This is a genomic window from Hwanghaeella grinnelliae (assembly GCF_004005845.1).
GTDB lineage: Bacteria > Pseudomonadota > Alphaproteobacteria > UBA8366 > Aestuariispiraceae > Hwanghaeella > Hwanghaeella grinnelliae.
The window spans coordinates 1,286,672-1,307,777 of the sequence record NZ_SADE01000001.1 but is presented as its reverse complement, the minus strand read 5'-3'; the positions used below and the strand labels follow the sequence as shown (position 1 = coordinate 1,307,777).

Genomic DNA, 21,106 nt, shown 5'->3' with positions numbered 1-21,106 from the left:
TGCCGCCGCCTACATCCTGCAAGGCGCGTTGGAGGCGTTGCGGTAACTACCTCACGCCAAGCGTTTCAACATCAGCTCCAGTGTCTTGCGGACGTGAAACATGCGTTCCCCGGACAACATCCAGCCGAAGGCGATATGCCGTTTTCCATCCAGACTGAGCTGCCGTCGCGCCTGCCTGTTCACGCGGATGGAACTCTCCCCTTCATTGATCCGCCAAACATCCCGCCACGAAAATCGCTTCGTCCAACCGAACGGCCCGACGCCTGTGAAAACGGAACCATCGTAACCGTCGGCGCGAATTTCGACCCGCCCCATCACACGCATCGCACACGCGGAACCAAGAACCACCGAACCGATAAGAAAGGGAATGCCTCACAAGCCCAACATACCAAGGCTTTTACCCGCCAGGAGCGGCACGACATAGATATTACCGAGTGAAAAACCGCTCCACACCAGAGTGAACGGTATCAGGAAGAGTGCGCTGGCGGACCGGGTCGACGCGGTCAACACAAAGCCTTGGTAGTTTTCGACGAAAGACACACCGCCGGGACAATCATGCGGGTCGAAAGGATCCCCGGCTTCGTTGCCGTGCAGAGCTTCCGAGGCCGCGAAGACTTCTCCGCAGGAACCGCATTTCGCTAGGTCCTTTTCGATGTTGATATCATTCGAGTCGATTTCCTTGCCACAGGAAACACAGGACAGCGCCACTTCAACCCCCATTTGACCTTAGACCACCCAACCTCCGGATGCATTCAATAGCCCGCTTCGCGTCGACGTACCAGCCACAGGGCGGTGATAAAAATCGCCTTGTGACGGTTCAACCCCCGCTTGGTCCGTCGGAAACGTTGCGGCAGGTTTGAGCGGCTTTTATCCTCGCTGCCGAAAGAAAACTCACTACGGATCAGCCGATGTCCCCGCCTTCGGAACTCGTATCGAAAGAACCCCGCCCCTCGCACCTCTGCCGGTCCTGGCTGTTTGTCGAGGGGGCAAATCAAGACGCGTTGTCTACCGCGCCCGGTTCCGGGGCGGATGTGCTGATCCAGGAATTGGAGGATTTCACCCCGCCGTCAGAACGGCCCAAGGCGCGCGCGCTGGCTGTCGAGACCTATGCCGCCTGGCGCGCGGCGGGGGCGGTCGTCGCGGTGCGGGTCAATCCGCTGAGCCGCGACGGGATGGACGATCTGGCCGCCGTGATGAAGGGCGCGCCGGATATCGTGGCCCTGCCCAAGGTGCACGGGCATCAATATGTCATGGAACTGGATGAGGCGGTCACGCGGTTCGAGCGGGAATACGGCTTGCCCGAAGGCAGTACCCGATTGCTGCCGAATGTGGAATCCGCGAAGGGCTTGATGACCCTGCCGGCGATTGCCGGGGCCAGCCCGCGCGTGGTCGGTTGCCTGATCGCATCCGAAGACCTTGCCGCCGATCTGGGCGCGGAACGGGGCATGGACGGCGCGGAACTGGACTATGCCAGGGCGCGCTTTCTGGTTGAATGCCGCGCGGCGGAGGTGGTCGCCGTCGACTGCCCCTTCACCTTCCGCGACGATGACGGCGCGGCGGCCGAAACCCTGTGGGCACGGCGGCGCGGCTATACCGCCAAAAGCGCGGTCCACCACGCCCATGCCCGCATCATCAACGATATCCTGACCCCGTCCGATGAGGCCGTCGCCCAGGCCCGGATCGTCAAAGAACGGTTCGAGGAAGCCCGCGCCCGGGGCGAGGCCCGCGTCGAGGTCGACGGCGCCTTGGTCGAACTGCCCAACTACCTGAACGCCTGCCGCCTGATCACCCGGCACCGCGACCTGACGAGCGTGACGTGACCAAACGATAGAAGTCGCGTCCGCCTTGCGGCTACATACTGCGCACTTCGACCAGGAAGGCACTAACGCGTGTCTGCAAATCTTCCGCCTGTTCAGCGAGTTCACCGGCGACTTTCAGAACAACGGCTGAAGAATCGCCTGTCTCTCCCGCTGAGGTTTGCACACCTGTTATGTTGGAGGAAACTTCCCGTGTCGCGGCAGACTGCTCTTCCACCGCGCCGGAGATGGCAGTGCTGATCTCGCTGACCTGACCGATCACACTGACGATTGCCTTGATCGCTTCCGCCGTTGTCTGGCTGACGGATTGGATGCTTGATATCTGGCCTTCGATCTCTTCCGTCGCTTTCGCCGTCTCGGAGGCGAGGCTTTTGACTTCGGACGCAACGACGGCAAACCCCTTCCCTGCGTCGCCCGCGCGCGCGGCTTCGATCGTGGCGTTCAAGGCAAGCAGATTGGTTTGATCGGCGATTTCAGAAATCAACGCGGTCACCTCACCGATCTTGCCGCCCGCGGTCACCAACCCATTGACTAGTTCTTCAGTCTGCTTCGCCTGATTGACCGCGTCGTTTACTATTTGAACCGAGTTGGAGACCTGACCGGAAATCTCGTTCACCGATGCCGACAACTCCTCCGTCGCGGATGCCACGGTGCCGGATTGGCCGCTCGTTCGTTCCGCCGCTTCGGACAAACCGCGCGCTGTCGATTCCATCTGGGCCGCAGCGGATGCGACCGTCGAAACGAGCGATTGCACATTTTTCTCGAAATTGTCCGCAAGCCGAAGCATTTCCTCTTTCCGAGGGGTCAGGTCCGTTGCGAACTTTGTCACTTTGTACGCTTGTCCCAGCGGATCGAAGATCGGGTTGTAGGAAGCCTCGATAAAAACCTCCTTTCCGCCCTTGCCGATACGTTTGAATTGGCTTGCCTGAAATTCACCGCGATTCAGCGCCGCCCAAAATTCTTTGTATTCCTGACTGGCGGCATAGTCCGGTTCAACAAACATGCTGTGATGTTTGCCTTTTATCTCATCGAGGCTATAGCCTAGAACGTTGAGGAAATTTTCATTCGCATCAATGATCGTGCCGTCCATCTCGAATTGAATTACACCTTGGGACCGATTGATGGCGTCCACAAGAGCCGCGTTTTCCGCTGTCTCCTCTGCATCGGACCAAACAACCATGGTCCCGATCCGCTTGCCCGAGGTATCCCGAAGAGGGGTCGCGTTCAGACCGAACATCACCCCGGCCACCCGGATATGCGCGATATATTCTTCCGCCAGGGAATCCAACATACGGCGCTGATGCGAGGGGTCCTTATGAAACACATCGATGTTTCGGCCCACCAGCGTGTCCACGGCGAAGCTCGGCAGCGATTCTTTCAAGCGACTTTCGTAGCTTTTCAGGAAAGATCGCACTGCAGGGTTCAAATAGACGATGTTGTAGTCTGCATCAGCGATCATGCAGTTGACGGGCAGCATCTCGAGCGCTGCCATTGATTGAGCGACACCGAGTTGACCATTTGCCGATCCTCCCGAAGCCGAACGTGCAAACAACCTCATACTTCCATCCTCCCGAACCGATGCGGCGGGATTTCATACACCTGAAAGCACGTATGGACCGAACCGATACGAACTCACAGTTCTTTGAAACCGGCCAATCAATTCTTGTTTGCAAAGCCTTTAAATCAATTTTTCCTAATATATCGTTAATCAATCTTTCGAGCCAATCAAGCCATAAAAATTATATATTCTAATATTAATTTTCCATGTTTGCTTGGCGACAGAGACGATGATCATGGATGCTGGGATACAGACCCTAGCTAGAGGTTCTAGGGAAACGGACCATTCCTGATCCATTTTTCGCCTGTCCATCGGATCAGGCATCGACGCATTCATCGTAAGCACGCGCTTATGCGGCGGATTGTAAGCGCCTCGCCAATTCCGGCCCGGGCCGGCCACCGCTACTTCTGCACCACCGACGCCAAAGGGGCTTCGGGCATCCCCACCGCAGGAGTTTCCAAATGACGTATAAAACAATCCTCGCCACCGCGTTCTTCGCCGCCTTCACCGCCAGTTCCGCGATGGCCATGGACCTCACCACCGGCACAGAACTGGGCACCAGCATGGAACAGGTCCAGGCCAAGCTGAAAGAAATGGGCTACGAGGTTCGCAAGGCTGAAATGGAAGACGGAGAAATCGAAGCCTATGTCGTGAAGGACGGCAAGATGTCGGAAATCTACGTCAACCAGCAGACCGGCCAAGTCAGCAAGATCAAGTCGAAGTGATCCGGTCATGACCTCCCTCGACACACAGACAAGCGGGCGCCATCCGGGCGCCCGCCCAGAAACCGGCGCCCCAGAAACCGGCGGCCCGGAACCCGCGCGTACCGTTCCCGTTTGGGACCCGCTGGTGCGCCTGATCCATTGGTCCCTGGCGCTTAGCATTCTGATCAACAGCGCCTTTACGGACGAGGAAAGCCGTCTGCATGAATGGGTCGGTTACGTGGCCCTGGGCCTTGTGGCTGTGCGCCTGCTGTGGGGCCTGATCGGAACGAAACCGGCCCGATTCACCGCCTTCCCGCCCAGCCCGGCCCGCGCCCTGCACCACGTGTTCGCGATGCTGAAGGGCGACAGGTCGGTTCATTTGTCCCACAACCCGCTCGGCGCGCTGATGGTCTATAACATCTGGGCGACCGTCGCGGCCCTGGGGGCGACCGGCTATATGATGACCACAGTCACCTTCTTCGGCATGGAATGGGTCGAGGAATTGCACGAAGCGGCCTTCGGCTGGCTGATGTTTTCCGTCGCGCTGCATGTCGCGGGCGTCTTTTTCGACACCTGGCGGTCTGGCGTTCCTCTGGTCCGCGCCATGATTGACGGCCGCAAGCGAGTCCCCGAAGGCAGGCCGGTCGAATAAGCCTACCGCCGGTTTGATCCCAAGCGGTTTGACCCCAAGCGATTTGACTGGGGTCAAGGTCCGGTGTCGTAAGGACCGTGTAAGGTCGTGCTGGGAATGAAACGCGGACGCCCTCAAAGTGCCCGCTGTTCATGAAAGGAACGCACACCGCATGTTTTCAAGGCTGATGCCGGTACTGACGCAGGAACGGCGGGCGGCGACGCTCGCCGTCATCATTCTGTTCCAGGCGCTCTGCGCGCTTTTCTTCATCGGCGACGTGATCGTCGATCTACAGGGCGGCGACGGGCTGGTCGAACTGCATCTGGCGATCGAAGCCTGCGTCGCCCTTGGCCTGGTTGCCGGGGTCGTCTTCCTGATGGTCGAATTGCGGATCTTGATACAACGGGTCGCCTCCATGGAAACCGGCCTGCGCGCCGCGCGCGGGGAGATGGCCCAACTGGTCGATCATTTCTTCGACCAATGGGGCCTGACACCGTCGGAGCGCGACGTCGCCCTGATGATCCTGAAAGGGATCGAGAACGACGCCATCGCCGAGATGCGCGGCACCGCGCCGGGCACCGTCCGCGCCCAATGCGCCAAGATCTACGCCAAGGCCCAAGTCGACGGCCGCTCCCAATTGCTCAGCGTGTTCCTGGAAGAGCTTTTTGCGCAGGGGATGGAACAGTTCGAAAAGGCAGCCGCCTGAACAGGAAAAACCGGTCAGGCAAACCGTCTCAAAGGCCGCATCAGATCGTCGATGACCGGGTCCTGCTTTTCAAAGAACACGGCGAGGTCGTTTTCGCGTGGATTGAAATGCGGCGAGTCCTTGTCCCAGACCCAAAGCAACATCCGCACCCATCGTCCGCTGTTGCCGTCCGCTTCAATCACCGCCCGGATCGCTTCGGCTGCACGGTCGCGGGCGGCTTCGTACTCGGCGTCGGAAGCCCGATGATAGGTCGCTTCCTGACCCGCTGCACAGGCCAGGTAATATTGCCGCCGCGCCTCAAGCGACGCATCGCTCAACACACCGATCTCCTCAAGCTGATCGCGCGCCTGAAGATACCCCTGGGGCGGTGCGTCATAGAGGGATTGAAGGGCGATATCCATCTTCCCTTTCACCGCAAGGCGGGGGTCCTTGCGCTTGACGGCAGCATCCACCGCTTCCTGTGCGACTTGGCGCGACCGCTTGCTGTCGCCCACGGTTCGCAAGGCGGCTGCGTATTCCCGCAAGACTTCAGGGTCCGACACCCCAAGCTTCACGGCATATTGGAACCCGGCCACGGAGGCTTCGTCATTGCCAAGCATGCGCTGCGAGCGCGCCCAGTCAGCGGCGGCGGCCGCGTCCTTGATCTCCCGCAGAGGGACCTCGACGATGGCGCGTGCAGCGGTCAGGACCGACTCGTCAATCGTCTTGCCGCCGCGGAACTCCTCCATACTCGCGGCCGACGCCTGCCGGACGACCATCTGGTCCGCCGACGCAACATCCGAGACCTGCTTGTCCGCACGGATGAAAGCGAGGGATAGCCGCATCCGGGTCAGGATATAACCGGCGACAAAACTGAAGACCGCGAAATATACCGCGACGCAAAGAACCCCGATGGCCGCCCAGGTCAGCATCGGGAAGGCGTTGGTCTCTATATAGCTGGCCGCTTCCCAGACTTGGTTGGAAATCTCCTGCACCTGAACCAGACCGACACCGACGATAATCTTGGTCAGCCAGTCGGATATCTGCTCCAGATTGGTATTGACCCGATCGCCCGCGCCGCCATTCCCACCACTGTCCCCTTGCAAGGTGCGCGGGATGCCGAAAAGAAAGCCCAGCAACCCGCCGATGACGGCGGCGGCGCCGGATATCCCGAGCAGCACCGCGAAGAGAGCGAATGCGATCGCGCGGTCCTCGGCGAGCGACGCCGCGACGGCCAGCATCAAAACCCCGCCGAGCCCCAGAATACTGCCCGTTACGGCAAAGCGAACCGCCGAGGCCAGATCCTTTTCGGACTCCGTCGCGTCCGTTGCATGCTTATTGAGCCAATCGAAAACCCACATGGCCATTTCCTTCGCAAATGCGCGGCATCGGTGAGTATTCGCATACCATACACTTCGAAGATAGCCCAGTCGGTGGGGCCCTGTTCGTTGAACCGTCCCGGCCACGACACCGCCGCATGCCCGCTGGTAAGGGGACGCGGGCGTGCGCCCTTTAGAATCAGCCCCGCGCCACTACCACTTCATACCCCCGCTTCTCCGGTTCGTCGTCGAGGATTTCGGCGGGGAAGCCGGGGGCGAGGACCTTGATGCCGGCGGGTTCCTAGATGCGGCGGATGATGTTGGGGGACCATTCGCCGCCGCCGTATTTCGCGATGCCGTCCTTGAAAATCTCGATCAGCAGCGGCGAGACGTCGAGCTTCGCGCCGACCCGGTCGGCGATGCCCTGGAACAGGCCGATATCTTTCAGCACCAGTTCCATGGTAAAATTGATGTCGCGCGACCCGTTCAGGATGACCTGGCTTTCCGTTTCATGAACGAAGGAATTGCCCGACGAGATTTTGATCCCCTCGAAGGCGACATTCATATCCATCCCCGCCAATTGGCAGGTGGTCAGCGCCTCGGCCACACTGACCAGGTTCGCGGTCGCCAGGAAGTTCGTCACGACCTTGAGCGCAGAAGCCGTGCCCAGCACGCCGGTATGCAGCACGCGGCGGCCCAGGATGGTCAGCACCGGCAGTATCTTCTCGAAAGTTTCCCGGTCGCAGCCGGCCAGGATGGCGATATTGCCGGTCGCCGCGCGATCCCCCTTCGACCATAACCGTTCTAATTCCCTTCGGACGATGCCGCTCTACGAATCCCAGAGAAGGTTGTTCCGTTCGGTCCTAGAATGCACAGTCTGAGGATGGCCGGTTGACGAGGTAAATGATCGAGACGTCGTCTTTTTCAAATGTCGGGGCTTCATTCTCAGGCCCGAAATAGGCTGCCGCGCAATCTCCAGTTTCGAGCAGAGAAAACGATAGCACGACCGCCGTTTCGCCGTTCTTATCAGCCATCGTGTAGCGATAGGGCGTCCGGATATCGATATCCTCCTCCACACCATCGCTCGCGATCGCCGCACCGAATATCCCGCCCGACAAGAAGCCGATAACCGCCCTTTCCCCGGATTGTTCGTCGGCCCCGACTTCCGCGATATCACGCTGCGTGACTTTCATCGCATCTGTAACGCCTGCGCCGACACGCACATCGGCCAGGAATTTCTGGATCGAGGCTTCCCAACCCTCCAGCTCTTCGAGTTCCGTGTTCGGCCATTCCTCGAGATCGTGACGCTGGCGAACGAAGAACTCCGCGCTCGTCGTTGCCGGGGATGTCGGTGTCAGAACCGCCCGGCCTACCTCGCCCCAACTGGTCAAGGTGACGCCATGAACCATCAATACACGGTTCGTGACCGGGCCAGGCCGGTCCGCGCGCTTTATTTCATACCCACTTTCTTCGATACCGAATATGACGGCATCCGTCGCAACCGGCAGCGGCGCATCGATAACGACCACCGTCCCCGAGCCAGCCGGGGCCGACGCGATTGTGTTCAAGTTGTTTTTCTGAGGTGTGCCGCAAGCGGCGAGAACAAGAAGAAGACCGAGAACGCTGGTAAAACGGAACACATTTACCCCCTAAGTGTATGCCATCCAAGATTGCAGCCATGGATATCATGAGTCACGGCACGTACAACCCGCCGCTTACGGGGATAGAGCAAACATGCTGTAGCAGGCTTCGTCGACGCGGCCGTCCTCCCGGTTCACACCGTAGTCTATACTTAGGCTCCAACCCGCAAAATTTGTAACCAATCCAAACGATGAATAGTCGCTTCGCGACCAAGGAATGACCAAAGCCCCGGTTTCGCACCGACGATTCCGCCCATAGTCGTTTTCAGCAGAACGGCATTCCAATCCCAGATCGGTGAGGTAGGCACTCAACACCGCTTCCGTTGGCCTTTTTTGACCGATCAGGTCTTCAATGGATATCCGATATGGTACCGGCCACGCCCCCTCATTCGGATCATAATTGCAGGGCTCACCCTGTGCCCTTTCCCCGTGTCGCAAGCGGCGGAAATAGTCCTGAACGATCCCACTCAGGACCACATTGTTACCTATCCCGGCAGTACCAAAAATACAAAACCCATCCTCCAGCCTGTCCGGTTCCTTGAGCAACCAAGCAAGGCAGGAGACTTGGGGCATAAAAATACTTCTAAGATCAGCAACCACTCTTCTGTCGATACGGTCTTCCGCTAGGCAATCCTTGTAATCGAAGGTCCATATGGAGCGACGGCGGCGTTCCGACTTTGGTGCGGCTCGCCAGCACACCTCAGTCAGGTAATGGTAGAGATACGGGTAGCCCGGCTCCCCATGTCCCTGCACGTAGTCGAGGCATGTTTCGACCGGAATCCTGCGCTCATACGCCATGCCTTCACCGCGATCGGCAATAATCCAAACGCCGCCGCAAAGGGTCTCCAGTCTGACGCGTTCTTCTTCCGTCGGCTCGGGAAGCCGATCGACAAACGGTGTACAGCCGGCAAAAACGCAGAGCAGGAAGAGGACAAAGAGGCGTGTCATGGTCCCAGGCCCTCCCGCGCGGTTCGATGGTCAAAGCTGTTCGGGTTTGTCTTGCGCTAAGGCCGTCAATTGACCTGTGTATCGCTGGCGCAGGGGTCGTCCTTGGCGCCCGTGCCGCCGATGCCGCCGTCCGGGTCGGCGACATCGCCCTCTATGCCGGTGCCGCCGATGCCGCCGTCGCTGCCCGTGCCGGGCACGCGTTGGGGACAATCCTTACCGGGTTGGTGATCGATGGTTTCCTCAGGCTCGGTCGCGCAACCAAACAACAATCCCGTCGCGCCAAGCAGCACGGCGAAAAGGATGGTCCTGAAAATCGACCGCCGGTTCATCCTGTGAGCCGCCTTCATGACGCATCGTCCTTTCCCGGTTTTTCCGCCGTCCAATAGACAAAGCCGCCACAGCGGAAACGCTCCGTCGCGTCCGGCTTGTCCCTGTCCCGCTCCTGAAATTGCAGGGCCTTATCGCTCAACGCCTGCAACGCATCCATCTGCAGGTCTCGGGCAAGCGCATCGAGTTCCGCGCGCGATTCCGGCGTCAGCCCGTTATAGTGCACCGCCCGCTCGAAGAAGGGCGCCTTGCCCGGCCCGGCCATGACATTCGCCACCGCGGCTTCCGCGTGGTCCCCCAGATTGGCCCCGAAATAATGCAGTAGGTCGGCCTGGTTCCAATGTGGCGTATAGGCCTCGGCCAGCAGGCGGATAGTATCCGCCGCCTCGTCCCACGCCACCATGCCGGACCGGCGCATTTCGTCCAGCACGGTGCGGGCATGCATGTCCTGGCTGACCTCGGCCACCAATTCCTCGAAACTGGGCTTTTCGTCCCTGGCGACGCGTGAGAGCACAAGGGGCTGCCCCGCCCCGTCCCGGAACCGGTCATCGCCGCGCCAGCGCGCAATCACCCTGGGAAAATAGCCGCCGCCCCGTTCCGGTTCCGCCGGCCCGCCGTCGGCAAGCCTTTCCCGAACCGCTTTCACGTCCCGGCGCTGCAACCCGGTCAACAGGCTGACCCGGCTGTCGGTCGGAGGCTTACCCTCAAGCCGGTAGTCCTCCGTCGCCACCGCCACGAAGGTTTCCTTCAAGCGGTCCACAAGCGCGGGCACCCCGATGCGCTGTTCGATCAAGGCGCGCGCCAAGGGCCGAAGAATGCGGTTCAAGGCGTCCAGGAACGGTTTGTCCGTGCTTTCGGGTTCAAGGGTCGTCTTCATGAAATGGACAATATGCACATTTTCTCTTGACCACAAATCATTCTTTCACCAATTAATGTGCACCTTGCACATTTTTAGAGGATGGAGAGATGAAACATTTTCTTGGCGTATTGGCACTAGGGGTTTTGGGGGCCTTCCTGTCCGGCTGCACCACGCATGCGGTCCAGACCAGTTCGGGCGCGGACTACCTGAGCCAATATGAAACGACCGCGATCACCGACGGTACAAGCGGCGCTTCGACCTTTGACGGAATGCTTCGGGAGGCGGCTGCCGTCGAACCGACCCTTCAATTCCCGGCGCATATCGGATTGGCGAGGCTCCGTGATGGAAAACTGACGGAAATACCGGAAGCTGAATTCAAGGTTTGGGCTGAATTGGCAGACAAATACCGGCTGCTGGGCCGATTTTCCGCTTTAGACCCGCTGATTGCGGATTTCACAGCCCATACGCTGGGGCTGGACAGTGGCTATGGCGTTGCCAACACCGTCAAGAAGGTGCGCCTTGGCGCGGCGCGACAACATATGGACGCGATTCTTGTCTATGAAGTGGATGTTGAGGCGAAAAAGGAAAACACCGCGCTGGCCTTCCTGGACCTGACCATCATCGGCGGCGCGGTTCTGCCGACACGCTCAATGCAGGTGACAGGTTCCGCTAAGGCACTGCTGATCGGCGTGCGAAACGGGTATCCCTATGGCACTGCCAACGCGCAGACAAAGTTCGAGAAACTGAGCACGTCCTGGGGGTCGGATGCTTATCGGTACCGGATTTCCGACGAGGCCACCCAGAAAATCGTCATCGACCTGATCCCGCATGTGGAAGACATGTTCATGGAACTTCAGCCCGCCCTGGCCAAGGTAAATACCGCTCAGGCCACAGAACAGACGGAATAGTCCCCTTACCCCTGTTGATCCTCCCAAAAACTGAAGGGACCGGGCATAAACCCGGTCCCTTTTTTTGTCCCGCAGAGTTTTAGCGCCTAACCGCGGGCCGGGGTGACTTCATACCCCCGCTCCTCCGGTTCGTCGTCGAGGATTTCGGCGGGGAAGCCGGGGGCGAGGACCTTGATGCCGGCGGGTTCCTCGATGCGGCGGATGATGTTGGGCGACCATTCGCCGCCGCCGTATTTCGCGATGCCGTCCTTGAAAATCTCGATCAGCAGCGGCGAGACGTCGAGCTTCGCGCCGACCCGGTCGGCGATGCCCTGGAACAGACCGATATCCTTCAACACCAATTCCATGGTGAAGTTGATGTCGCGCGACCCGTTCAGGATGACCTGGCTTTCCGTCTCATGAACGAAGGAATTGCCGGACGATATTTTAATCCCCTCGAAGGCGACATTCATATCCATCCCCGCCAATTGGCAGGTGGTCAGCGCTTCCGTTACAGCGACCAGGTTCGCGGTCGCCAGGAAGTTCGTCACGACCTTGAGCGCAGAAGCCGTGCCCAGCGCGCCGGTATGCAGCACGCGGCGGCCCAGGATGGTCAGCACCGGCAACATCTTCTCGAAAGTTTCCCGGTCGCAGCCGGCCAGGATGGCAATATTGCCGGTCGCCGCGCGATGGCAACCGCCGGAAACCGGGCAATCGACCGGATGCGCACCGACCGCTTCGACCATCGCGCCCAGGCGTTTTACCTCGCCCTCGTCCGTCGTCGACATTTCCGCCCAGATCTTGCCGGGGCTGAGGCCTTCCAGCACACCGTCCGGTCCTTCCACGACGGCGGAACAGATCGCCGGACTGGGCAGGCAGGTGATGGTGATGTCGCAGGCTTCCGCCACGGCCTTGGCGCTGTCGGCCCATTTCGCGCCTTGGGCCAGGAAGGGTTCGGCCGCTTTGCGGTCCAGGTCCCGCACCGTCAGATCGACCCCGTTGCGCAGCAGACTGCCCGCCAATTTGCCGCCGACATTGCCCAAACCGATGAAGCCAACTTTCATGGGCGAACCCCTTCCCTATATATTGTTCCGTATGTCTGTACGGTGTTCGAAACCGGCCCGGATGATGACCGGTTCGCCGGGAACGTGCAGCCCTAGAATCTGCGACCCCTGGATGAAGCGAATTCACACGTTTCGCGATTCCGAAAATTCAGGTGACATTCCGTTTGCGTTAATCCGACTCCGGCGTATAGTCGCCGCCCGATGAATAGCACCCCTTCCACATCGGATTTACCCTCCATTTTCCCGCACGAGCATATTCTCGGCATGGAAGGCCTATCGGCCTCGGAAATCTCGCTTTTGCTGGATACGGCGGACGGTTATGTCGAGCAGAATCGCCAGGCCGATAAGAAGCGCGACCTGCTTCACGGTCGAACGCTGATCAATCTTTTCTTTGAAAATTCAACGCGCACGCGGACGTCTTTCGAGCTTGCCGGAAAGCGTCTTGGCCTGGATGTGATCAACATGTCGGTCGCCACCAGCGCCATCAAGAAGGGCGAGACGCTGATCGATACGGCGATGACCTTGAACGCCATGCACCCCGATGTGCTGGTTGTGCGCCATGCCGACTCGGGCGCGGTGGAACTGTTGTCGCAGAAGGTGAATTGTTCCGTCATCAATGCCGGCGACGGCAGCCACGAACATCCGACCCAGGCACTGTTGGACGCCCTGACCATCCGCCGCCGCATCGGGCGACTGAACAACCTGACCGTCGCGATTTGCGGCGACATCGCCCATAGCCGCGTGGCGCGGTCGAACATCCACCTGCTTCACACGATGGGCGCGCGCGTCCGCGTGGTCGCCCCGCCCACCCTGCTGCCGCCGGCCATGGACCGGTTTGGGGTGGAGGTCTTCACCGACATGCGCAAGGGGCTGGCCGATTGCGATGTGGTGATGATGCTGCGCCTACAATTGGAACGCATGCAGGGCAGCTTCGTACCCTCGGTCAGGGAATATTACCGGTATTTCGGTTTGGATGCCGACAAGTTGGCCTATGCCAAGCCGGACGCCTTCGTCATGCATCCCGGCCCGATGAACCGGGGCGTTGAAATCGCCTCCGAACTGGCCGACGACATCGACCGTTCGGTCATCCGCCAGCAGGTTGAAATGGGGGTCGCGGTTCGCATGGCTTGTATCGACATTCTAACCCGCAACCAGGCCCGCCCCGGCCCAACAGGCGACACCTACGTCGATCCGACCGAAACGGCGGGAGGGAATTGAGCCGCATGCCCGCCGGACGCATCGCCTATCTGAACGCCCGTCTGCTCGACCCGGCCACCGGCCTGGACGAGACCGGCGCGGTGCTGGTCGAAGACGGCAAGATCGCCGATTTCGGCGCCCATCTGTTCAAGGGCGGCGCGCCGTCGGTTCGCCAAGTGGTGGATTGTGCGGGGCTGTGCCTTGCGCCCGGGCTGGTCGACATGCGCGTTCAGTTGCGCGAACCCGGTCAGGAACATCTGGAAGACATCAACAGCGCGGGTGACGCCGCCTTGGCGGGCGGGATCACGCAACTGGCCTGCCTGCCGAACACCCAGCCGGTTATCGACGACGTGCCGGTGGTGGAGTTCATCGCCCGGCGCGCGCGGGAGGCGAAAAAGGTCAAGATCAACTGCTATGCAGCGCTGACCAAGGGCATGCAGGGCAAGGAGTTGACCGAAATCGGATTGTTGAGCGAAGCGGGCGTCGTCGCCTTCACCGATGGCGAGAAGGCGACGGTGAACGCCAAGACATTGTCCCGCGCCTTGAAATACGCCGAAGCCTTCGACGCGATGATCGTCCAGCATCCGGAAGAACCCTCGCTGGCCGAAAATGGGTTGATGAACAAGGGTGAGTTGGCCAGCCGCCTGGGCCTGTCCGGTATTCCCCGCGAAGCCGAAATCATCATGGTGGAACGCGATCTGCGCCTGGCCGCCATGTCCGGCACAAGGTTCCATTTCGCCCATGTCACCACCGCCGAGGCGCTGGACGCGATCCGCAAAGCGAAGAAACAGGGCCTGCCGGTCACCTGCGATACGGCGCCGCATTACTTCGCCTTGAACGAGACCGCCATCGGCAATTACCGGACTTTCGCCAAGGTCTCCCCGCCGCTGCGGGACGAGGGCGACCGCCAGGCGGTTGTCGCGGCCATCGCCGACGGCACGATCGATGCGATCGCCAGCGATCACGCGCCGCATGACCAGGATTCCAAGCGTCTGCCTTTCCCGCAGGCCTCCTTCGGGATCATCGGTTTGGAAACGCTGCTGCCGCTGACGCTGGAACTGTATCACAACAAGCATATGACTTTGCTGGAAGCACTGGCCGCGGTGACGTGCAAGCCCGCCGACCTGCTGCGCCTGAAGGCCGGACGGTTGGTCCGGGGCGCGCCGGCGGACCTTGTGATCTTCGATCCCGACCGCCCCTGGCAGATCGATGAAGCCAAAATGAAGAGCCGGTCGAAGAACACGCCCTTCGACAAGCGCCCGGTCCAGGGCAAAGCGCTGATGACCATTGTCGACGGCCGCACGCTGTTCCGCGCGCCCGACGCACCGCTTTAGGCCGTTACAGTGGACGGTAGTTTTCCCCCGATCGAGATTGCAGCCCTGGCGATTGCCGGGGGCTATCTGTTCGGCTCCATTCCCTTCGGCCTTGTGCTGACGCGATTGGCCGGGCTGGGCGATATCCGCGACATCGGCTCCGGCAGTATCGGCGCGACGAATGTGCTGCGGACCGGCAATAAACCCCTGGCTGCCGCTACCCTGGTACTGGACAGCGGCAAGGGCGCTATCGCGGTCGTTATCGCCATGATGTTGGCCGGGCCGACCGTGGGCATCCTGGCGGGCGTGGCCGCGGTTTTCGGCCACAACTTCCCCATCTGGCTTCGCTTCAAAGGCGGCAAGGGTGTCGCCACCACCTTCGGCGTGCTGATCGCGATCGCGCCGCTGGTCGCCTTGGGGGCCGGCCTGGTCTGGCTGCTGGTAGCCGTCGTGACCCGCTATTCCTCCGCAGCCGCGCTCACCGCCGGTTTGGCCGCGCCCTTAATCGCCTGGGCCTTGGGACTGACCGACATCACGGTCGCCAGTGCGGTGCTCGCCGCCCTAGGCTGGATACGGCATCACCAGAATATCGGCCGCCTCATCGCCGGCGAGGAATCGAAAATCAGCTTTAAACGCAAAGGTTGATTCTTTTCCCGAAAGCGCCTTTACGTTGACTCGATTCCCCGCCCGGTTGAGGATTGGGGATGAGCGACGCGGCGACAAAAACCCCTTCCCCTTTGACCGAGCAGGAACGCCATGCCCGGTTTCGCCTGGCCAGGACGGAGAATGTCGGCCCGGTCACCTTCCGGCAATTGCTGCGCCGCTTCGGGTCGGGTCAGGAAGCGCTGCTCGCCTTGCCGGACCTGGCCCGGCGCGGCGGTCGGGCCAAGGCCTTGCGGATCGCTGCTGCTGACGTGGTCGACCAGGAACGTGAAGCCGCGGAAAAGCTCGGCGCGCGGGACCTGCATTTCGGCGCGGCGGGCTATCCGTTGCCACTCGCCGCGATCGACGATGCCCCCCCATTTTTCTATCTGCTCGGCAATCCGGATCTGGTCGGACGGGACTGTATCGGCATGGTCGGGGGCCGGAACGCTTCGGTCGCCGGCAAGGGCTTCGCCCGCAAGCTGGCCGCTGATATCGGCCGGGCCGGCTATGCCATTGCATCGGGCATGGCCCGCGGCATCGATACAGCGTCCCATGAAGGATCGTTGGAAACCGGCACCATCGCCGTCCTGGCGGGAGGCGTCGATATTGTCTTTCCGCCGGAAAACGACGGCCTTTATCGCTCCTTGATCGAGAAAGGCGCGGTGATCTCGGAAATGCCGCCCGGCATGCAGCCGCTGGCCCGTCACTTCCCGCGCCGCAACCGGATCATTTCCGGATTGTCGCTGGCTGTCGTGGTGATCGAGGCGAAGCGCAAATCAGGCTCGTTGATTACCGCGCGTCGGGCGGCGGAACAGGGCCGATCGGTCTTTGCCGCCCCATCCGCGCCGATGGATGTGCGCGGTGCCGGCTGCAACGACTTGATCCGCGACGGCGCGACCCTGATTCAAATTGTTGACGATGTGCTGCAGGACCTTCCCCCTTCAAACGCCGTCGGCCTACCCTTCGGTCCGGCGACGGGTTTTTCCGATCCGCCGGCGGCGATACCAAGCGAACCCGATGACGGGACGATCGCGGTGATTCATGAGCGCGTCGAACACGGATTGAGCAGCACACCGGTCGCCGTCGATGCCCTGATCAGGGAATTGCGCCTTCCCGCACCGTTGGTTAACGCCGTTTTGCTGGAAATGGAGCTGGCCGGCAGGCTCTCCCGCCATCCCGGTGGATTCATATCCCGCTAATAATCACGTAAATACAGACTCCTGTAGCACATTTTAGCTAGTTCTTCCTGCGCAGGTATGTTAACCGTCGTTCAAACAAGCTGTGTCTGTTAACAGTTAGTTTACAATTCACGCAGACAATTGCGGATCAGGTTTGGGGGAGACGGAGCACGGGTGAAGGTTGTGGTGACCTGAACCATGGTGTTGTCAGGGAGCATCTTTGTCGGGCATGACCCGGCGCGCATTTTTCCTGCCGTCAGTGCGTCAGCGCACCCAATCCTGAATGGTTTAACCAGCTGTTACCCAGCTGTGTTGGGGTGTCTGAAATGTCGAGTTTGATATCAGGCGACACGGGTAACAAAAAAGCTAAGACAGAGTCCGGGCTGGGGAAGCCGGATGGAGCGGTTAGTACAAATCAAATGGTGGGTTCCGCGTCTTACGAAAGGTTGTTGAAACTTGCACATCAACGCGCAGTTGATGGCAAAGGCGGGCTAGCCGCATCCATCGCAAAGATGTGCCTGGATTCACGCGCCGACCTGAACGAAGAAGAACTCTCCCTCACCTTCGACATTCTGCGAAAACTGATCGATCAAGTCGAAGTCCAGATACGGCGCTATATCGCGGACTATCTGGCGGAACGGGTCGATGTTCCCCAAGACCTTCTCGACTTCCTGGCGAACGACGTCATCAATGTCGCCTATCCGATCCTGGTGCATTCGGCCCAGTTGGAAGACGACCACCTCATCGCGATCATCGACAACAACGGCGCGGCCCATCAAATGGCGGTCGCCAAACGGCCGGGCCTGACCGGTGCGGTCAGCGACAAGCTGGTCTCCACCGCCAATACCGAAGTTTTGATCAACCTTTTGCGCAACCTGTCGGCCGAGATGACGCCCTGGGGCATCGGCGAGACGGTTCGCCTTTCAGTTCACGACGCAGACCTTCAGGCGCCTCTGCTTCAGCGCCGCGATCTGCCGCCGGCCGTCGCCAAACGGATGTATGCCTGGGTCGGCGACGCGCTGCGCGACTATATCGGACGCAACTACGATCTAGACACGGTCATCGTTGCCGACGCCGTATCCGACGCCGTCGATGCCGCGCTGGAAGCGGAAGACGCCGGGATCGACTGGTACGACGAGAAGGGCCGCGACCATGCCCAGCGCCTGATCGGCGCCCTTGAAGGGCAAGGTGAGGAAGGATTCGTCGAAGCGGTGGGCGCTGTGATCGGCAAGACGGAAGTTGAAACGCGCAAAATGCTGACGCGGACCGGCGCCGAATCCCTTGGTATCATTTGCCGCGCCTTTGGGATGGACTCGAATCAATACATGACCGTCATGCCCGAAGTGCTGGGCCACAGGTCAATGAAGGAAATGCGTGCGAATAATCAGATCAACGGCGCGATCGAGGCCTTCGAAGCATTGACGAAAGACCAAGCCCGGACCACTGTGAACGCTTGGTGCATCTCCGCTGGCGCGACGAAACACTGACGTCGATACCGCCCTCTTGCGACATTAGAGACTTCTTTGAGCAGTTGACGGCAACCGAGCTACCGTGCCAGTACCTCGCGTCCTGTACAGAGCAATCGGGAGCCTGGTCACTTACATGGCGGATAAAAGCGTAGTCGTCGTCGAATCACCGGCGAAGGCCAAAACCATCAATAAATACCTCGGCGACGGTTTCGAGGTTCTCGCCAGTTTTGGTCACGTTCGCGACCTTCCGGCGAAGGATGGGTCCGTCGATCCAGATCAAGACTTTGCCATGCGGTGGGAAGTCGACGTCCGCGGCAAGAAGCAGCTGGACGCGATCGCCAAAGCGGTCAAAGGCGCGAAACATCTCTATCTCGCAACTGACCCGGATCGCGAGGGAGAAGCCATTTCCTGGCATGTGAAGGACGAGTTGGCCCGCCGCAATGTGATCGACGGCATGGATGTCAGCCGCGTCGTCTTCCACGAAATCACCAAGAAGGCGGTGACCGAGGCGGTCAGCCATCCGCGTGATCTGGACCAGGCCTTGATCGACGCCTATTTAGCGCGGCGTGCGCTGGACTATCTGGTCGGCTTTACCCTGTCGCCCGTTTTGTGGCGCAAACTGCCCGGCGCCCGGTCCGCCGGCCGTGTGCAATCCGTCGCGCTACGGCTGATCTGCGAGCGTGAAGCGGAAATCGAAGCCTTCCGGCCGCAGGAATACTGGTCCGTCGACGCCTTGATGGCGACCGCGGCCGGCGATGCCTTCAAGGCCCGCCTGACGCATCTGGACGGCAAAAAGCTGGACCGTTTCGACCTGGGCGACGAAGCCGCCGCCAAGCGCGCTGTTTCAATGGCCGAGGGCCAGCCCTATTCGGTCACCAAGGTCGAGCGCAAGACGCAGAAGCGGAACCCGGCCCCGCCCTTCACCACCTCTACGCTGCAGCAGGAAGCCAGCCGCAAGCTCGGCATGGGCGCCAGCCGAACGATGAGCGTGGCTCAGCGGCTGTATGAAGGGATCGAACTGGGCGGCGAAACCGTCGGCCTGATCACCTATATGCGGACCGACAGCACAAGTTTGAGCGGCGAGGCAATCGCCGGCAGCCGGCGCGCCATTGAGAAAATCTTTGGCGACAATTATCTGCCCGACTCCCCGCGCGTCTATCGCACCAAAGCCAAGAACGCCCAGGAAGCGCACGAAGCGATTCGCCCGACGGATTTGTTCCGTAAGCCGGAAGACGTCGCCCGATATCTGGATAAGGATCAGGCCCGTCTTTACGAATTGGTCTGGAAACGGACCATGGCCTCACAGATGGAAAGTGCTGTGATCGACCGCGTCGCCGTGGATATCGACAGCGCCAACGGGGCGGCGACCTTCCGGGCCAACGGGTCGGTGATCAAATTCGACGGCTTCCTGAAACTGTATTTCGAGGATGTCGACGACCGCCAGCAGGGCGACGGGTCGGACGACGATGATCGGCGCCTTCCCAACATGACCGAGGGCGAAACCCCGTCCCTCAAGGACGTCATTCCGGAACAGCACTTCACCCAGCCCCCGCCCCGCTATTCCGAGGCGAGCCTGGTGAAGAAGATGGAGGAATTGGGAATTGGGCGACCGTCCACCTATGCTTCCATTCTAAAAGTCCTTCAGGACCGTAACTATGTGCTGCTTGAAAGCCGGCGTTTTGTGCCGGAAGACCGGGGACGCCTCGTCACTGCCTTCCTGTCCAGCTTCTTCGACCGGTATTTCGAATACGGCTTCACCGCCGATCTGGAAGAACAATTGGACGATGTGTCGGATGGGCGGCGCAACTGGCAGCAGGTCCTGCGGGACTTCTGGGACAATTTCTACAAGATCGCCGAACACACCAAGGAACTGACCGGTGTCGAGGTCAGAGACACGATCGACCGCGAGCTTGGCCCCCACTTCTTCCCGGCGGACGAAAACGGCAGCACCGAAGCCGCCCGCGTTTGCCCGGCCTGCGACGGCGGCCGGTTGAGCCTGAACTTCGGTCGCCACGGCGCTTTCATCGCCTGCTCGAACTATCCCAATTGCCGGTATACGCGCCAATTGGGCGAGGACGGGTCGGAAGACGGAGAAGACGCGAATTATCCGAAAGTTCTGGGTCCCTACCCTGAGACCGGCGAAGACGTCAGCCTGCGGAAAGGTCCCTATGGCCTTTATGTTCAGGTCGGCGAACAATTGCCGAAGGAAAAGGGCAAGAAGGCACCACCGAAACCGAAGCGCGCGTCCCTATTGAAAGGGATGTCCGCGGCGGATGTGGACCTTGCCCTTGCCCTTCGCCTGCTGGCCCTGCCGCGCGAAATCGGGACGCATCCGGAAAGCGGCGCAATGATCACCGCAGGCGTCGGCCGGTTCGGTCCGTTCCTGAAACATGGCAGCAGCTATGTCTCGATACCGGCGGATGACGATGTTCTGTCGATCGGCATGAACCGCGCCGTCGAGGTCATCGCCCAAGCAGGCGAAAAGGGTAAGGCCCGCGCCACACGCTCGTTGGGCGAACACCCGGACGACGGCAAGGCGATCACCCAGGGGGCCGGGCGTTTCGGTCCCTATGTGAAACACGGCAAGCTCTACGCCTCCATTCCGCGCGATGTGGAACCGGAAAGCGTCAGCCTGGAAGAAGCCGTTCGCCTGCTGGCCGAGAAGGCCGCGAAACAGGCCGCCAAGGGTGGGCCAGTGAAAAAGGCGTCTGCGAAGAAGGCTGGCGCTAAGAAATCTGGCGCTAAGAAATCTGGCGCTAAGAAATCCGGGGCTAAGAAGGCGAAAGCCAAAAAAGCAGGCGCGAAAAAAGCGGGTGCCAAAAAAGCCGCGGCAAAGAAACCCGCCGCCGGGACGGATTGATCCAA

Annotated in this window: 21 protein-coding genes; 11 read left to right on the top strand and 10 right to left on the bottom strand. The window is 60.4% G+C overall.

What is annotated here, in order from left to right; all coding sequences use genetic code 11:
* Positions 1–51 precede the first annotated feature (51 nt).
* Both EOI86_RS05970 and EOI86_RS05965 read right to left on the bottom strand, forming a co-directional pair.
* Positions 52–315, bottom strand: a complete 264-nt coding sequence (locus tag EOI86_RS05970; protein WP_127764184.1) for a hypothetical protein — start codon at positions 313–315, stop codon at positions 52–54.
* Positions 316–372: 57 nt separating this feature from the next.
* Complete coding sequence (locus tag EOI86_RS05965) at positions 373–720, bottom strand: hypothetical protein (RefSeq protein WP_127764183.1); 348 nt, start codon at positions 718–720, stop codon at positions 373–375.
* Between the two features lie 188 nt (positions 721–908).
* Between EOI86_RS05965 and EOI86_RS05960 the strand changes: the two genes are divergently transcribed.
* A complete protein-coding gene (locus EOI86_RS05960) occupies positions 909–1,820 on the top strand; it encodes an HpcH/HpaI aldolase/citrate lyase family protein (RefSeq protein ID WP_127764182.1) in 912 nt (303 codons plus the stop codon).
* 31 nt (positions 1,821–1,851) lie between these two features.
* On the opposite strand, the gene EOI86_RS05955 is transcribed toward EOI86_RS05960, so the two are convergent.
* Positions 1,852–3,375, bottom strand: a complete 1,524-nt coding sequence (locus EOI86_RS05955; RefSeq protein WP_127764181.1) for a methyl-accepting chemotaxis protein — start codon at positions 3,373–3,375, stop codon at positions 1,852–1,854.
* Between the two features lie 461 nt (positions 3,376–3,836).
* On the opposite strand from EOI86_RS05955, the gene EOI86_RS05950 reads away from it, so the two are divergent.
* From EOI86_RS05950 to EOI86_RS05940, 3 genes are all read left to right on the top strand, one after another.
* Positions 3,837–4,100 carry a PepSY domain-containing protein gene (locus EOI86_RS05950; RefSeq protein ID WP_127764180.1) on the top strand — a complete coding sequence of 88 codons (264 nt, stop codon included), beginning with the start codon at positions 3,837–3,839 and terminating at the stop codon, positions 4,098–4,100.
* Positions 4,101–4,107: 7 nt separating this feature from the next.
* Positions 4,108–4,731 (top strand): cytochrome b/b6 domain-containing protein, encoded by a 624-nt coding sequence (locus EOI86_RS05945; RefSeq protein ID WP_127764179.1) that lies wholly within the window; start codon positions 4,108–4,110, stop codon positions 4,729–4,731.
* A gap of 151 nt (positions 4,732–4,882) precedes the next feature.
* A complete protein-coding gene (locus EOI86_RS05940; RefSeq protein ID WP_205032078.1) occupies positions 4,883–5,416 on the top strand; it encodes a helix-turn-helix transcriptional regulator in 534 nt (177 codons plus the stop codon).
* A 14-nt stretch (positions 5,417–5,430) separates the two neighbouring features.
* Here EOI86_RS05940 and EOI86_RS05935 read toward each other — a convergent pair whose 3' ends face one another.
* The 6 genes from EOI86_RS05935 to EOI86_RS05910 form a co-directional block, all read right to left on the bottom strand.
* Entirely contained in the window at positions 5,431–6,756 is a 1,326-nt protein-coding gene (locus tag EOI86_RS05935) for a hypothetical protein (RefSeq protein WP_127764178.1), read from the bottom strand.
* A 259-nt stretch (positions 6,757–7,015) separates the two neighbouring features.
* Positions 7,016–7,426: an NAD-binding protein gene (locus EOI86_RS05930; protein ID WP_205032077.1), complete on the bottom strand. Its 411-nt coding sequence runs from the start codon at positions 7,424–7,426 to the stop codon at positions 7,016–7,018.
* Between the two features lie 151 nt (positions 7,427–7,577).
* On the bottom strand, positions 7,578–8,354 hold the full coding sequence (locus tag EOI86_RS05925) for a hypothetical protein (protein ID WP_127764177.1): 777 nt from the start codon (positions 8,352–8,354) through the stop codon (positions 7,578–7,580).
* A 75-nt stretch (positions 8,355–8,429) separates the two neighbouring features.
* On the bottom strand, positions 8,430–9,302 hold the full coding sequence (locus EOI86_RS05920) for a hypothetical protein (protein WP_127764176.1): 873 nt from the start codon (positions 9,300–9,302) through the stop codon (positions 8,430–8,432).
* A gap of 65 nt (positions 9,303–9,367) precedes the next feature.
* On the bottom strand, positions 9,368–9,649 hold the full coding sequence (locus EOI86_RS05915) for a hypothetical protein (RefSeq protein WP_127764175.1): 282 nt from the start codon (positions 9,647–9,649) through the stop codon (positions 9,368–9,370).
* Complete coding sequence (locus EOI86_RS05910; protein ID WP_127764174.1) at positions 9,646–10,506, bottom strand: DUF6502 family protein; 861 nt, start codon at positions 10,504–10,506, stop codon at positions 9,646–9,648. The genes EOI86_RS05915 and EOI86_RS05910 overlap by 4 nt, the downstream gene beginning before the upstream one ends.
* Before the next feature lie 89 nt (positions 10,507–10,595).
* Here EOI86_RS05910 and EOI86_RS05905 point away from each other — a divergent pair, with 89 nt between their 5' ends.
* Positions 10,596–11,396 (top strand): hypothetical protein, encoded by an 801-nt coding sequence (locus EOI86_RS05905; RefSeq protein WP_127764173.1) that lies wholly within the window; start codon positions 10,596–10,598, stop codon positions 11,394–11,396.
* A gap of 86 nt (positions 11,397–11,482) precedes the next feature.
* Here the strand turns inward: EOI86_RS05905 and EOI86_RS05900 are convergent, their stop codons facing one another.
* Positions 11,483–12,439, bottom strand: coding sequence for an NAD(P)-dependent oxidoreductase (locus tag EOI86_RS05900; RefSeq protein WP_127764172.1), 957 nt, complete (start codon positions 12,437–12,439; stop codon positions 11,483–11,485).
* A 201-nt stretch (positions 12,440–12,640) separates the two neighbouring features.
* On the opposite strand from EOI86_RS05900, the gene EOI86_RS05895 reads away from it, so the two are divergent.
* The 6 genes from EOI86_RS05895 (at position 12,641) to topA (ending at position 21,101) form a co-directional block, all read left to right on the top strand.
* Positions 12,641–13,657, top strand: a complete 1,017-nt coding sequence (locus EOI86_RS05895; RefSeq protein ID WP_127764171.1) for an aspartate carbamoyltransferase catalytic subunit — start codon at positions 12,641–12,643, stop codon at positions 13,655–13,657.
* Between the two features lie 5 nt (positions 13,658–13,662).
* On the top strand, positions 13,663–14,970 hold the full coding sequence (pyrC, locus tag EOI86_RS05890; protein WP_127764170.1) for a dihydroorotase: 1,308 nt from the start codon (positions 13,663–13,665) through the stop codon (positions 14,968–14,970).
* Positions 14,971–14,979: 9 nt separating this feature from the next.
* Positions 14,980–15,594 carry a glycerol-3-phosphate 1-O-acyltransferase PlsY gene (gene plsY / locus EOI86_RS05885; protein ID WP_127764169.1) on the top strand — a complete coding sequence of 205 codons (615 nt, stop codon included), beginning with the start codon at positions 14,980–14,982 and terminating at the stop codon, positions 15,592–15,594.
* A gap of 59 nt (positions 15,595–15,653) precedes the next feature.
* Positions 15,654–16,793, top strand: coding sequence for a DNA-processing protein DprA (gene dprA / locus EOI86_RS05880; RefSeq protein WP_127764168.1), 1,140 nt, complete (start codon positions 15,654–15,656; stop codon positions 16,791–16,793).
* A 428-nt stretch (positions 16,794–17,221) separates the two neighbouring features.
* Positions 17,222–18,259: a DUF2336 domain-containing protein gene (locus EOI86_RS05875; protein WP_161973713.1), complete on the top strand. Its 1,038-nt coding sequence runs from the start codon at positions 17,222–17,224 to the stop codon at positions 18,257–18,259.
* Positions 18,260–18,374: 115 nt separating this feature from the next.
* Complete coding sequence (gene topA / locus EOI86_RS05870) at positions 18,375–21,101, top strand: type I DNA topoisomerase (protein ID WP_127764166.1); 2,727 nt, start codon at positions 18,375–18,377, stop codon at positions 21,099–21,101.
* Positions 21,102–21,106: the final 5 nt, after the last annotated feature.